This is a genomic window from Enterococcus larvae (genome assembly GCF_017830045.1).
Lineage (GTDB): Bacteria > Bacillota > Bacilli > Lactobacillales > Enterococcaceae > Enterococcus_L > Enterococcus_L larvae.
In genome coordinates this window covers 287876-301834 of the sequence record NZ_JAEDXU010000003.1, presented here as the reverse complement: position 1 = coordinate 301834, position 13959 = coordinate 287876, and the positions used below count along the sequence as shown (strand labels likewise).

Below are 13959 nucleotides of genomic sequence, written 5' to 3'. Positions count from 1 at the left end.
ATATGAACAACCGTACATTGACAATTAAAGACTATACACAGGTAGATCTGGCTCAGGTTGAAGAAATAACCGTCGTTTACTGCCGCTTATCCAAAGATGATAAGAATCTAAACGAAAGTGATTCGATCGCCAACCAGAAGAAAATCTTGAGAGAAGTCGTCGAGAAAGAACAACTAGTCAATCCGATTTATTTTGTAGATGACGGGATTACCGGTACGAGTTTATCGTACCGTCCTGCCATCTCAAGAGCTGTCGAACTCGTCGAAGCAGGCAAAGTCAACAATTTTATTGTGAAAGACTTAAGCCGATTGGCTCGGAACTACTTGGATTCTGGAAAGCTCATTGAGATTACGTTTCCAGAAAATGATGTCCGTTTCATTGCCGTTAGCGATGGCTTTGACAGCAGCAAACAATCAGATAATGATGCCAATTTACTCCCACTGAGGAATCTCTTTAATGAGTGGTATGCCCGTGATACCAGTAAAAAGATCCGAGCCGTTAAGGAAGCCAAGGCTAAGGCCGGCGAGCGAATGACCAGTAACGTTATTTATGGCTACAAGCGTGATCCAGAAAATCCGAAAAATTGGATGATTGATCCAGTAGGAGCAGAAATTGTCCAGCGGATTTTTTCTGAAGTAAAAACTGGCAAGAGTTTTTCTAAAATTGCCAGAGAGTTAGAACAGGATTGTGTCGAGACACCTTCCAGACGAAGACTCTCACTAGGAGAACACCCACCAGCACTAAGTTTAGGCTTATATAACTGGCATCGGACGATGGTGGAAGATATCATCGGAAAAATGGAATATCTGGGGCATACAGTAAATGGTCGAACGCGTCGAAAATCATTCAAAGATAAAACCATCATTCAATTACCAAAAGAAGAATGGCTGATTTTTGAACATACGCATGAAGCGATTATCGATCAGGATACGTTTGATATTGTGCAGAAAATGCGACAGCATAAGCGAGTGTTAGGTAGTCCGAGATTTGAAGTTGGGCATGAGAACCTGTTCGCAGGATTGGTCTTTTGTGGGACGTGTGGCAGTAAGCATTACTATTGTGCGTTTGAAAAGAACGGGCAGAATTTGGATCACTATAAATGTTCTAAATATTCTCGAACGATTGACCGCTGTGAAAATGCGCATTATATCCGAAAAGCAGACTTGGAAGAGATTGTGTTGGCCGAACTAAATCAGCTTCTAAAAGTAATCAATTTTGATGAACCAACCTTTTTGAAGAAACTGGAGAAAAAATTTCAACTTGAATCCAGTAAAGCAACAAATCGACAGCGTCAAAAGCTTTTAGCCGATGAACGGCGGTATGAAGAGATCGACCGAATTATCCAACGACTATATGAGGATAGCCTTTCTGGAAAGTTAACCGATGGGCGCTTTATGAAAATGAGCCAGACTTACGAAGAAGAACAAACTCAGCTAATCGATGCCATTTCAGTCGCTAAAGAAACTCTTTCGACACAAGAAAACCAAAGTTTGGATGTTTCAAGATTTATGGATAGAGTGAAGAAATACACTCAACAGGAAGCCTTGAGTGTGGAGATTGTGAATGAGTTAATTGACAAGATTATTATTCACAAGCCCGAAGGAACTAAGCGAAATCGCATCCTAACTATTGACATCCACTATAATTTTATTGGCGACTTGAAAGATTAAAAAGTGAGTAGCCTTGCGCTACTCACTTACTCATCAATTATAGACTGCTGGGTGACTGGACAGCTGAAACAGTTCTCTATTTTGTTCGGCATGGGAAAACGATGTTCAATACAACTGGACAGGTGCAGGGGTGGTCGGATACACCACTGACGGATGTTGGCGTAGAAGGTGCAGAGCAGCTGGGAAAAGGGCTGAAGGGGACAACCTTTGCCAAGGCGTATTCCAGTGATTTAGGCAGAGCGGTTTCAACTGCTGAGTATGTATTGGAAAATTCCGGAAACGAAAAAACAGAACTGACAACCTTATCAGGTCTCAGAGAATGGAGCTATGGTGGATATGAAGGACGAGACAACTCAGAAATGTGGATACCGATTTTTGAGGATCATGGTCTGACCTTCGACGAGGACTGGACACAGTATGGTGAGCTGACCAGAAAAATGTCTGATGAAGAAATAGCCAATACCATTGCTGAAAACGATAAGACCCAAACAGCAGAAACCTATGATGAAATCACGAAGAGAACAGAAGAAGCGTTGAATCAGATCATCGATGAAACCTCTGAAAAGGGTGGGAATATATTGGTCGTTTCCCATGGCAGTGAGATCCCTACGATTTTGGAACTCATTGCACCTGGTTCTTATCAAGGTGAAGATATCGGTAACTGCAGTGTAACGAAGGTTGTTTACAAAGAGGGGACTTATACTGTAGAAACTATTGGGGATAAGAGTTATTTGGAAAAATAATTTTGGTCGCTGAATAAAAAATTCAAAAGAACAAAATAAAATAGCAGCTGATGAAAGAGCTTCTTGCAAGTGTGAATAACACCTTCGCAAGAAGCTTTTTCATTTTTTTTGTAAAATTGGTAGGCATCTATTTTAAACTTCTTCTTGAAAGCGATTTCTTGTTATGGTACCATATAATTAAATTGGTACCAACAAATATAAAGAGAGGGAAAAAGCTAAGTCGGATGTCGCTAATTACTATTGATTGTCGTTTATACACATGAGACGCATGAGACGTTTTTCAAAAAAGAAGAGGGTGTAATAAATGAATAAGTTTAATTCGGTTTTAGAAGAAAAATTGCTGCCGATTGCAGCAAAGTTGGGTGCAAATAGGGTTCTGATTGCAATTCGAAATGGGATAACATTGAGTATGCCGCTGATTATTATTGGTTCGCTTTTTCTGATTATCAGTAATTTTCCCATAGATGCTTGGATCGATTGGCTTTCAGAAACAGGTATTATTGATTATTTAAATAAGGGAACGAATGGCAGTTTCGGTATTATGGGATTAGTTGCGAGCTTTGGGATTGCACACAGCCTGGCGAATCAGTATGACGTAGACGGAACCTCCGCTGGTGTGATTGCACTATCCTCCTTTTTAGTAGTGACACCAAATATTCTTTCCGGAGATGAAGCGCCAATAGAAGGGATTCCGGTAAATTACATGGGAAGCCGTGGATTATTTGTAGCAATTGTTTTAGGAATACTTACTGCGTTGATCTTCCAGTGGTTCATCAAGCATAATATTCAGATCAAGCTGCCTGATTCTGTCCCGCCCGCTGTATCGAAAAGCTTTAGCGCATTGATTCCAGGTGCCGCGATCGTCACGCTTTGGTTGATCATATTTGCGATATTGGATACTGCTGATATTGGGAATATTCATGACCTGCTATTGAAAATATTTGGCGGGCCGTTAGGTATATTGGGTGCAACGATTGGCGGAACGCTCATATCCATTTTCTTGAACAGCTCATTTTGGTTTATGGGTATTCATGGCGGAAATGTAGTAAACAGTATCATCAGCCCAATTTGGTTGATGAATACAGATGCCAATCGGGTGATCTATCAAGCGGATCGTACAGCAGAGCTGCCTCATATCATTACTTCTTCATTTATCGACAACTTTGTTTACATCGGAGGAGGTGGTGCAACAATTGGTTTGGTAATTGTTATAGCGATCGTAGCGTTGAAAAAGAATTCAAGTCAGCTGACAAAAACAATGGCACCATTGACTCTGACTCCAGGGTTATTCAATATCAATGAGCCGGTAATGTTCGGCTTACCGGTTGTACTGAATATCAGCTTACTGATTCCATTTATTATAGCGCCGATGGTCAATGCACTCGTCACCTACTTTGCGATGTCATCGGGGCTTGTTGGCAAAACAGTCGGTGTAGCAGTCCCTTGGACGATGCCCCCGATTTTGAGTGGATTCTTAGCGACAGGCGGACATGCCAGCGGAGCGATTCTTCAAGTGATACTCATTGTTTTAGATGTCATGATCTACTATCCATTTTATCGAACAGTAGAACGCCAGAATGTATTGGCTGAAACTGATAACGATACACAAAAATAAAGAAAATTGCGAGGGAATTAGAATGGTAAAACGATTACTTAGTGCAAATACTTCAGATTTATTGGAAATGACAGCTTCAGAGCTTAAGCAAAGTATCAAAGCAAGCGAAGGACGAACAATCGTTTCTGAGAATGTTGCAGGACGTGAATCACTTGTTGGCGACATAACGAATGCAGAGGTTGCTCGAGCATTTGGTGCTGATTTGATTCTATTGAATGGAGTCGATGTACTGAACCCGGTGATTGCCGGCATTGAACCCGATGAAAACAATTCGGCGTCAAGCATTGAGACGCTGCGACGATTTGTTGGTCGTCCGGTCGGAGTAAATTTGGAGCCGGTGGATCAGGAAGCACGAATGGCTGAAGACAAATTGACGATTGCGCTTGGCCGTCAAGCGAACGAAGAAACTTTACAGACAAGTGAAAAGCTGGGCTTTGATTTCATCTGTCTGACAGGAAATCCTGGTACTGGTGTGACGAATAAGCAAATCAATGAGGCAATCAAACGAGCAAAAGAGCATTTTAGTGGTCTGGTCATCGCCGGAAAAATGCATGGTGCAGGTGTTGATGAGCCTGTGGCAGATATTCAGGCGATCCAATCTTTTGTTGAGAGTGGCGCAGATATTATTTTGGTTCCTGCGGTGGGAACAGTTCCTGGTTTTGATGCATCAGAGCTGAAGGAAGTAGTGAAAATCGTACATCAAGCTGGGGCGCTAGTTATGTCAGCTATTGGTACGAGTCAGGAAAGCTCAGATGAAGAGACGATTCGACAAATTGCGATTCAAAATAAAGTGTGTGGTGTAGACATCCAACACATTGGCGATGCAGGTTATTCTGGTCTGGCACCGGTTGAAAATATCTTTGCATTGAGTAAGGCGATTCGCGGCGGGCGGCATACAATTTCGATGGTGGCACGCTCGATCCATCGATAGAAAGAATCATTGTCGACAGCTATCCCTATATTTCATCGCTTGGGGAAACTAGATGAACTGGTAGGAACTGAATTTTTCTGGCATAATGGTAAAAGAGATGTGTCAAGGCAACGCAATACATTTACTAATACTATTTAGCAGAGGTGTTTTCGATTGGCAAAATATCATGAAATTTCTACTGAGTTGATCAAAGAAATCGTGGATGGAAAATATAGTGAACGAGGCAAGCTTCCGACTGAAAAAGAACTGAGCCTGTATTTTGATACTAGTAGAAATACAATTCGAAGTGCAATCAATTTACTGACAGACGAAGGATATGTGTATAAAGTCCAAGGAAGCGGTATTTATCTGCGACCAGTCAATTTTGATGAAAGCACCAATTTGAATTTAATTAAAGGTTTTTTTAGTGGTCATCAGGAAGAAACGAGCGCAATCAAAGTCCTCAGTTTAGAGACGATTCCGGCAACGGAAGAAATTGCAGCAGAATTGAACTGTGCTGTCGGAGAGCCGCTATATTATTTACGACGTGTTCGGTTTGTAGATAATGAACCAGTTCGAGTGGAACGCTCGTATTATCGTCAGGAAATCGTTCCTTATCTAGGGAAAGAGCTTGCTCATGGATCGATTTATAATTATTTGACACAAAATCTAAAGCTGCAGATCGGCTTTGCGGATCGAAAAATCCAGGCGGATTATCTGTCAAAAGAAAATGCTGAATTATTAGGATTGGCAGAAAACGATCCTGCATTAGTAGTAAATGAAAAAATCTATTTATCCAATGGACAGATTGTGATTTTGGGTGAGGGTATCCTTCATTTTCAAAAGATTTCCCTCTTTTCCAGTGCCAAAAACTATGATTAGTTTCTGTCAGTTTAGGCTTGATAATATGAGGGTCAAGAGAACATGATCTATTTGGGATAAAGAGTGTAGGACAATAATCAAATTAGAAATTGTCTCACACTCTGAACACGAATAAAAGGCGAGCCAAAAGCTGCTCTTTCGGAATTAAGTCGAAATTGCTTTAACACACAGCAACTACCGCAGTAGATCTGATGTGGCAAAGTATCTACTTGGATACTGAAAATGTGAAAAGCCATTTTCATCTATTTCTTCTTGATTTTCGGAGCATCCCGCTTTTGGCTCAGCCTCTTTTATTTTCACTAAAAATAAAGAAGCAGTCATAAAAGTTGCCAAGTGAGCCATAAAATGAGGATAACCTAAAAGAAACACTATATTTTTCACTTATTCCTTTCTAAACTAGAAGGTATGGAATGAACGTGTGATGATTGCTGCAAGGGGAAACCGAAAATCAGGCAGTTTTTTGAATAAAAAGGTAACTGAGTAAGGATCGAAGAGTTCGAGCGTGGTTGAATGCTCGGGCTTTTTTTCGTAAGACGGCTAAAATCAGAGACGCATAGTGATTAGAGAAGCAATCGAACAACAGGGATCGAAAGGTCATTTATATATCAGTCAATGATTTCCATTTCAAGCTGAAAAAGATACCATTTTAATTGAAGCGCTTTCGCGCTATCTTAATACCAGAGGGGGGAAGTGCATGAGGGAAGTAAAAATCATCCAGTATTTAAAAGAGCATCCAGCATATTGTTCAAAACAGCAGCTTGCTGAGCGATTGGGTGTGTCGTCCCGCACAATTTCCGCAGATATCAAAACGATCAATGAAACGTCAAGAAAGTTTGGCTTTCAAATCCTCCATCAACGTGGGGCAGGCTATCGACTTGATATTTCTAGCACACCAATGTTCAATACTTATTTTAAGCAGCTGTTCAAGGAGGAGCAGCAGGTACTTTTGAGTCCAACAGAACGAAAAACGACCATTCTGCTGCTGCTGTTATTCGCGAATGACTACCTGACAATCAACCAGATTTCAGAAACATTGGATGTCAGTGATTCAACGATCAAGAAGGATTTACAACAGATAAAGAAAGAGCTGAAGGCAAACGACTTAACGCTTTACGCCAAGCCTTATTACGGATATAGAATCATTGGCTTTGAAGAAAAGAGACGTATGATGATTCTGCAGCTGTTGCGTAACGAAATGCCTCAACCTCAACTAACTACTGAATATGCAGAATTTTTAACGGCCTTTGATGAGCAGAGCTTTAGAAGCTTTTTGATTCAGCTAGTTCAGCACTATGACATAAAAATGAATGACTCTGTATTGGATAATATTGTTCTTCATGTGATTTTACTGGGCTTTAGGATCAAACAGCACAATTTTATCAAGGAAGAGCTGCAGCCGTTTCAAGAGGCAGACAGCTATGCCAAGCTGACGAAGGATATAACTGATTATCTGAATGTGCATGAAGGAATTCTATTGCCGGAAAATGAACAAATATATTTAAGTCAACAGCTTTATGGGAAAATGCTGGCAGTCAACGAGTTTGCTCAATACGATGAGCTTTACGGATATATTGGACAGGCTCTTTCCACGATTGATGAGAAATACCACACGATGTTCAGTCAGGATCGGGAACTGAAGGAGGCGTTGACCTTACATGTTGCCCCCCTGCTGCAGCGATTATATACAGGACATCAGCTTGAAAATCCAATCATTGAAGATGTATATACTCGTTACGCGAATGTATTTACGATCACGTATGAGTTCATCCAGTTAATCAGTGATACGATCGAAGTATCTGTAAGCAAAGATGAGATGGGGTATTTGGCCATTTACTTTGCAGCCAGCTTGGAAAAAAAATCTCAAGAAGAAATCAAACGCTATAAAAAAATTGCCGTGATCTGTGCAACCGGCGGCGGAGCTTCTTACTTTTTGAAGACGAAGCTGGAACAGATTTTCGTCAACGCAGAAGTTCGAACATTTTCAGTTATCGAAGCAGCGGGTATTGATGATACAGTCGATTTGATTATTTCTACAGTTCCAATTGAACTACAAGAGAGCAGTATACCGGTCATCTATACACAGGCCTTACTAACTGAAAAAGAAATCAAGAAGATCCAAAAAGATTTATTGCTGATTCAGGAAAATCAAAAACTGACAGCAGACCTGGATAACCAGTTGCTGGCGCTTTTCAGTGAAGGGAATTTTCAAATCAGCTCTACAGATGATTATCTTTCGTCACTAAAGGATCGGGCCGAACGTTTGGAAACGATAGGAGAGGCAGAGGTAGGGTATACAGAGCTTGTTCTTCAACGAGAACAGTTAGTGGATACAATTTATCAAAATGGGGTTGCGGGTCCTCACCCAATGGAAGCAAAAGCAATCAGAGAAGGGATCGATGTGGTCATACTTCGACCGCCTACTGTCTTTAAAGAGAAGCAGGTCAAGCTGATTTTTTTGATCAATATCAGCAATGGTCATTTGTTTTTACATAAGGAAATCAGCAGGCTGATGATTCGCATGATCGATGATCAAGAATTAGATAAGCATTTAGACAAAATCAAAAACTATCAGGATTTCTCTCAATATTTGAGAGAGATGATCGAGAAAGGATAATCAATGATGAACGAACAGGAGAAAAGTATTTTTCAGATCATTTCAGCCGCAGGAGACAGCAGGGGGGCGGCTTTCGAGGCGCTGCGCTTGGCACGAAAAGGGAAATTTGAGGAAGCAGATAAAAAAATGAAGGAGGCAAAAGAAAAGAGTATCACCGCACATGAAGAGCAGACAACCTTGATCACTAAAGAAATCAACGGCGATAAAACGGAAACAACTTTGCTGATGGTCCATGCACAGGATCATTTGATGAATAGCTTACTAGCACGCGATTTGATTGAAGAAATGATTGAAATGCTGAAAGAACAGAAAAAATAGTTAGAAGAAAGGAAGAAGAAAATGAAAACACTATTGGTTTGTGCAGGCGGATTTTCAACGACAATGATGATGGAGGCGATGAAGAAAATCGTCAAGGATTCAGCAAAACTAGAGGTTGAAGACTATCCAATGGAAGCAATTGGCGTCGATAAACTAGACCGCTATATCAATGACTATGATGTTATTTTAGTAGGTCCGCAGTTGAGTCATAAATATGATTTCATCAAAGGAGAAGCAGAGAAAATCAATAAACCGACAGTCTTGCTCACTTCGGATATTTATGGGTCGATGGATGGTGCAACAGTAATGAAACAGGCAATTTTGGCTTATCGAAAAAGTCAGTAAAAATAATCATTCAATGGTTTGGAGGAGAAAAAAATGGAACAACAAAAAGTTTCCGCTTTTGATAAGGTCGAGGGATTTATTCGTAAAACCTTGGTGCCTGTCGCTAACAAGGTAGACAACAATGTATATCTGACAGCGATCAAAAAAGGGATGGTCGTTTTGACCCCGGCATTGCTCTTAGGCTCAGTGGCAGCGATTTTTCCATCGATTCCGGAGTTCATCAAGGTTTCAGCTGTTCAAAACTGGTTCGATCAATATGGCTATATCTTTAGTCTATTATCAAAAGTATCTTTGGGGCTTGTCGGCTTATATGCAGTGTTGGCAATTGCTTATTTCCTGAGTGAACAGCTAAAGTTGTATACGATTGGTTCAATGATTTTGGCAGCGATCGGTTTCTTGCTGGTTGCGATGGATGTGGATGAGAATGGGAATATCATTGCCACACATCTGGATTCCAAAGGATTATTTGCCGGTATATTTATTGCTATTATTTGTGTGAAAATCTATCAGTTCTTTACAAAGCATAAGCTTGTGATCAAAATGCCGGAAGGTGTTCCTGACTTTGTTTCCAGCTCCTTTGAGCTGATCACGCCTACTGCCGCAATCGGCGTCTTGTTTATTACGATTCGTGCAATCACAGATGCGATGACTGGCGGTACCCTGCTGCCTCAAGTGATCATGGAGATGCTGGCACCGGCAATCGGTGGGTTGGATTCGATGTGGGTCATTTACTTGGTATTGGTTTTGCGTTTAGTGTTCTGGTTCTTCGGGATTCATTCGGCAGTACTTTCACCGATTTTGTCACCAATCGCAGTCCAATATCTATCGGAGAATATCGCTGCCCATGAAGCAGGGGAACCGTTGACACATGTTATTACTGGAGGTACATTGTCTGCGTTCGCTAACTTTACCGGATCGGGTGTGACGATTGGTTTAGTTATTGCCATGTTAGTCAGTAAATCATTACGCTATAAGAAAGTCGGAGCAGTAGCTTTGCTGCCATCTCTGTTTGGGATCAATGAGCCGGTTCTGTTCGGTGTACCAATCATTTTGAATCCTGTATTGATGATTCCCTTCATTTTCGGTGGCGCATTTGTAGGAATGATCCCGATGATTTGCATGAAGCTGGGGCTTCTGAATTATCCGATTTTTGATCCGCCATATGTACCAATCTTTATGGAAGGCTTTCTGACAGGCTTTGACTGGCGTGCAATCATCATTCAGCTGGTTCAGGTTGGTTTATCCTTTGCACTGTATTTGCCATTCTTCAAGGTTCTTGAACGCCAAGAGCTAGAACAGGAAAAAACAGCGAAAGAAGCAAGCACTGTCATCAGTGAAGAGGACGAAGCTCTATTGGCTGATTTAGACTTTTAAAAGCAACGGGTTGGTTCCAAGAGAGAGGACCTAATCAACATGTCGGTTATGCTACTTTCTAAATCTAAATAGATGACTGTTCGGATCTTACCCGACATCATTTTTAAAGCATGGTTGAGGATTGGTCTGCAAACTGATTTCTCAGCCATGCGTTATTGTTTTTTTGGGAGGAAAATAAATGGAAACAAGGATGAAACGTCTTAGAGAAAAAATGACGGAATATTCATTGGATTATCTACTTGTAACAGATAAGGTCAATCGTCGCTACTTGACGGGCTTCACCGGATCGAATGGACTGCTATTGATAGGGAAAAACAGCAATCATTTGATTGTTGATGGACGCTATACAGAGCAAGCGCAGCAGCAGACAAGCAATACTACAATTTTGACCACATCATCATCAAAAAATCAATGGGTCTATGCATCAGAATTTATCAATGGCGGGAATGTCGGGTTTGAAGTAGAAACGATTCCCTATCAAGTATTCAAAGACTTGAAATCGCTAACGAAGGAAATGGACATCCGATTAGTTGAAACCAATCATTTGATTGAGAAGCTGCGGCTAATCAAGTCTGAGCAAGAGCTTTTTTGTCTGAGAAAAGCCGCTCAGCTTGCCGATCAAGCATTTTCTTATATCACAACGATCATCAAACCAGGCATGTCAGAACTTGATGTAGCCAACGAGATTGATTATTACAGCAAGCGAATCGGAAGTGAGGGACCGGCATTTGAAACTATTGTTGCATCAGGAAAAAGAACAGCGTTGCCTCATGCTCATGCATCTAAGAAAATCATTCAGAAAAATGAACTGATCATGATTGATTTTGGCTGTATCTTCGGCGGCTATTATTCGGATATCACACGCACCTTTGCGCTGGGAGAAGTAAATGAAGTAATTAAAAAAGCCTATGATCAGGTGCTTTTCGCACAAAAACAGGCTATTGAGGCTATCACTATCGGGGGAAAACTAAAGGATATTGATAAGGCGGCTCGTGACTGCTTGAAAAAAGAACTCTTAGATAGGTATTTTTCTCATGGCTTAGGTCATGGCATCGGCTTGTCCTGTCATGAATACCCTGGAGTTGATCGTACTTCAGAAGAGAGAATTATCGAAGGAATGACCTTCACTGTTGAGCCGGGAGTCTATCTAGCAGGAGATTTTGGCATTCGGATCGAAGATGATGTATACATTAATTCGGAAGGAAAAGCGGAATGCCTGACACAAACGAAAAAAGAATGGATGGTGATTGGATGAAGCTGAAGGAACGATTGATTCAACTATCAAATCTTGATGGGATTGCCGGAAGGGAAGAGATGGTTGGGGAGCACCTTGCGGCATCTATTCCTCAAAAACATTTTCAAGATGAATTCAAAAATTCTTATTTTGGCGACTTAGAAACAGAAAAGAAACGACTTGCCGTCTATGCTCATTTAGATGAGGTCGGCTTCTTTGTTCGTGAAATCGATCCCGATGGATTTATCTATTTTCAGCCAATTGGCGGCTGGTGGGGTCATGTGATGCTAGGTCAGTCCGTTCGTATCACGGCTAGAAAAAACAACCACAGCTATCGAGGGATCATAGGTACTTTGCCGGAAGGTTCTGTAATGGGAGAAGCAGTGGTGTCAATAGATAAGATGTATATCGATCTTGGGGTAGACAATCAAGAGGAAGTTGTGAAGCTGGGTATCCAGGTTGGGGATATGATCACTCCGGACACACAAGCTAGAGAAAGTGAAAATGGGCAGTACATTATTGGAAAGGCTCTTGATAACCGCGTCGGCTGCAGTATACTTGCGGAAGTGATGAATTATTTTTATACGCGCTCCTTGTCTCAGCTGGAGGTCATTGGTGTTGCGACAGCACAGGAGGAAGCCGGCACTCGAGGCTCTAAAGTTGCTGCACCGAAAGTGAACGGAGATATCAATATTATCATTGATGTAGCTAACGGCAAAGATACTCCTAAGGCGGCTGTGAGAAAAACACGGGTACTAGGAAGCGGACCTGGAATTTGTCTTTATGATAAAACAGCTCTTGCCAATATGGAGCTGGCAGATGCGTTACAAGAAACAGCAGAACAGGCACAGCTTCCTTGGCAATTTGACCAGTTTACCGGTGGAGGAACAGATGCAGGCTCCGTACAGCTTTATGCAGGAAAGCCGACGATTGTCCTAAGCATTCCTGTACGCTACTGCCATTCGTGGAACTCTATGGTCAATTTGACTGACTGCCAAAATACAGTACAGCTGATTTGTCATTATATTGAAAGATTGGAAAGAAAGCTGAGGGAATCTGATGACACACTTTGATAAGATCGTATCCAGATATGGCACCTACTCAACGCAATGGGATTATGTTCAGGATCGTTTTGGAGAAAAGGGGCTGTTGCCGTTTTCAATTTCTGATATGGATTTCGAAATTCCTCGTGGGACAAAAGAGATTCTTTCTCAGGCAGTAGGTAAAGGCCTTTTTGGCTATACACGCTGGAATCATCATGAGTTTAAAGGAGCGATCAGCGACTGGTTTGCCCGTCGTTTCAATACTACAGTGGAAGAAGACTGGATCAGCTATAGTCCGAGTGTGATTTACAGCCTGTCTATATGTATTCAGCTTTTGTCAAAAGAAAATGGAAAAGTCGTCACCTTGACCCCCTGCTATGATGCTTTTTTCAATGTGATAAAAGAAAATCAGCGGGAACTTGTCTCAGTAAGCTTGCGAAAAGAAAATCAGTTTGGTATTGATTTTAGTGAGCTGGAGAACTGCTTCAAAAAAATTAAACCGGCAATTTTCCTGCTGTGTAATCCCCATAATCCAACAGGAAGAGCATTTACAGTAGAAGAGTTGCACCAGCTGATCGATATTTGTAACCTGTATCGAGTAGCAATCATCAGTGATGAGATTCATATGGATATTCTACGCAAAGGCGTAGAGCACACGCCTATATTGTCATTTAAAGAACGGATCGATGTTCCAGTTGTGCTGCTCTCCTCTGCGTCAAAGACATTTAACAGTCCGGGATTGGGCTGTTCCTATGCAGTTATTCCGGATGATAACCTGAGAGAACGATTTCTGTCGATACTCAAAGGGCGTGACGGTCTATCTTCTGTTCCGTATCTGGGCATGCTCGCATTACAAGACTGCTATGATCATCAGGAAGAGTGGCTGATAGAATTAAATGACTATATTGATGGTAACTTTAGACAAATGGATGAACTGCTAAAAGATACCCCATTCATTACCTCCTATACTCCTGATGCAACTTACTTGGCATGGCTGGAGCTGACAAACTTACCTGTTTCTATGGATAAATTGCAGGATATCCTTGTTCATCAAGAGAAGGTGGCAATCATGAGAGGAGATACCTATGGGGTTGAAGGGAAAAACTATCTGCGGCTGAACCTTGGTGCACCGAGGCAAAAAGTGATCGACGGTTTGGAACGTTTGATAAGAGGTATTCAGCAAGCAACGGGAAAGTAAGAATGGATATAGC

At 41.4% G+C, this 13959-nt stretch carries 13 protein-coding genes; 12 read left to right on the top strand and 1 reads right to left on the bottom strand.

The window, feature by feature from the left end; all coding sequences use genetic code 11:
- The first annotated feature begins 2 nt into the window (after window positions 1-2).
- From I6N96_RS07905 to I6N96_RS07885, 5 genes are all read left to right on the top strand, one after another.
- On the top strand, window positions 3-1670 hold the full coding sequence (locus tag I6N96_RS07905; protein WP_209557021.1) for a recombinase family protein: 1668 nt from the start codon (window positions 3-5) through the stop codon (window positions 1668-1670).
- A gap of 32 nt (window positions 1671-1702) precedes the next feature.
- Window positions 1703-2413, top strand: coding sequence for a histidine phosphatase family protein (locus I6N96_RS07900; RefSeq protein ID WP_347339074.1), 711 nt, complete (start codon window positions 1703-1705; stop codon window positions 2411-2413).
- Window positions 2414-2717: 304 nt separating this feature from the next.
- Window positions 2718-4028, top strand: a complete 1311-nt coding sequence (gene celB, locus I6N96_RS07895; RefSeq protein ID WP_209557019.1) for a PTS cellobiose transporter subunit IIC — start codon at window positions 2718-2720, stop codon at window positions 4026-4028.
- A gap of 22 nt (window positions 4029-4050) precedes the next feature.
- Entirely contained in the window at window positions 4051-4959 is a 909-nt protein-coding gene (locus I6N96_RS07890) for a DUF7916 family protein (protein ID WP_209557018.1), read from the top strand.
- Window positions 4960-5112: 153 nt separating this feature from the next.
- A complete protein-coding gene (locus I6N96_RS07885) occupies window positions 5113-5820 on the top strand; it encodes a GntR family transcriptional regulator (protein ID WP_209557017.1) in 708 nt (235 codons plus the stop codon).
- A 174-nt stretch (window positions 5821-5994) separates the two neighbouring features.
- On the opposite strand, the gene I6N96_RS07880 is transcribed toward I6N96_RS07885, so the two are convergent.
- A complete protein-coding gene (locus I6N96_RS07880) occupies window positions 5995-6201 on the bottom strand; it encodes a hypothetical protein (RefSeq protein ID WP_209557016.1) in 207 nt (68 codons plus the stop codon).
- 313 nt (window positions 6202-6514) lie between these two features.
- On the opposite strand from I6N96_RS07880, the gene I6N96_RS07875 reads away from it, so the two are divergent.
- The 7 genes from I6N96_RS07875 to I6N96_RS07845 all read left to right on the top strand — a co-directional run bounded on the left by I6N96_RS07875 (window position 6515) and on the right by I6N96_RS07845 (window position 13946).
- Window positions 6515-8434 (top strand): BglG family transcription antiterminator, encoded by a 1920-nt coding sequence (locus I6N96_RS07875; protein WP_209557015.1) that lies wholly within the window; start codon window positions 6515-6517, stop codon window positions 8432-8434.
- A 6-nt stretch (window positions 8435-8440) separates the two neighbouring features.
- Window positions 8441-8752 carry a PTS lactose/cellobiose transporter subunit IIA gene (locus I6N96_RS07870; protein ID WP_347339073.1) on the top strand — a complete coding sequence of 104 codons (312 nt, stop codon included), beginning with the start codon at window positions 8441-8443 and terminating at the stop codon, window positions 8750-8752.
- A gap of 21 nt (window positions 8753-8773) precedes the next feature.
- Entirely contained in the window at window positions 8774-9097 is a 324-nt protein-coding gene (locus I6N96_RS07865) for a PTS sugar transporter subunit IIB (protein ID WP_209557013.1), read from the top strand.
- 33 nt (window positions 9098-9130) lie between these two features.
- Window positions 9131-10471 carry a PTS sugar transporter subunit IIC gene (locus I6N96_RS07860; protein ID WP_209557012.1) on the top strand — a complete coding sequence of 447 codons (1341 nt, stop codon included), beginning with the start codon at window positions 9131-9133 and terminating at the stop codon, window positions 10469-10471.
- A gap of 178 nt (window positions 10472-10649) precedes the next feature.
- Window positions 10650-11726 (top strand): M24 family metallopeptidase, encoded by a 1077-nt coding sequence (locus I6N96_RS07855; protein WP_209557011.1) that lies wholly within the window; start codon window positions 10650-10652, stop codon window positions 11724-11726.
- Complete coding sequence (locus tag I6N96_RS07850) at window positions 11684-12778, top strand: M42 family metallopeptidase (protein ID WP_245186885.1); 1095 nt, start codon at window positions 11684-11686, stop codon at window positions 12776-12778. The genes I6N96_RS07855 and I6N96_RS07850 overlap by 43 nt, the downstream gene beginning before the upstream one ends.
- The gene (locus tag I6N96_RS07845) at window positions 12765-13946 is read left to right on the top strand and encodes a MalY/PatB family protein (RefSeq protein ID WP_209557010.1); all 1182 of its coding nucleotides are present in this window, start codon (window positions 12765-12767) and stop codon (window positions 13944-13946) included. Before I6N96_RS07850 ends, I6N96_RS07845 begins: the two co-directional genes overlap by 14 nt.
- Window positions 13947-13959: the final 13 nt, after the last annotated feature.

What these genes read in the sequence shown, in the direction of transcription:
- I6N96_RS07905 (WP_209557021.1), top strand. Translation starts at nt 3, where the DNA reads ATGAACAACCGTACATTGACAATTAAAGACTATACACAGGTAGATCTG.
- celB (WP_209557019.1), top strand. Translation starts at nt 2,718, where the DNA reads ATGAATAAGTTTAATTCGGTTTTAGAAGAAAAATTGCTGCCGATTGCA.
- I6N96_RS07890 (WP_209557018.1), top strand. Translation starts at nt 4,051, where the DNA reads ATGGTAAAACGATTACTTAGTGCAAATACTTCAGATTTATTGGAAATG.
- I6N96_RS07875 (WP_209557015.1), top strand. Translation starts at nt 6,515, where the DNA reads ATGAGGGAAGTAAAAATCATCCAGTATTTAAAAGAGCATCCAGCATAT.
- I6N96_RS07870 (WP_347339073.1), top strand. Translation starts at nt 8,441, where the DNA reads ATGAACGAACAGGAGAAAAGTATTTTTCAGATCATTTCAGCCGCAGGA.
- I6N96_RS07865 (WP_209557013.1), top strand. Translation starts at nt 8,774, where the DNA reads ATGAAAACACTATTGGTTTGTGCAGGCGGATTTTCAACGACAATGATG.
- I6N96_RS07860 (WP_209557012.1), top strand. Translation starts at nt 9,131, where the DNA reads ATGGAACAACAAAAAGTTTCCGCTTTTGATAAGGTCGAGGGATTTATT.
- I6N96_RS07855 (WP_209557011.1), top strand. Translation starts at nt 10,650, where the DNA reads ATGGAAACAAGGATGAAACGTCTTAGAGAAAAAATGACGGAATATTCA.
- I6N96_RS07850 (WP_245186885.1), top strand. Translation starts at nt 11,684, where the DNA reads ATGCCTGACACAAACGAAAAAAGAATGGATGGTGATTGGATGAAGCTG.
- I6N96_RS07845 (WP_209557010.1), top strand. Translation starts at nt 12,765, where the DNA reads ATGACACACTTTGATAAGATCGTATCCAGATATGGCACCTACTCAACG.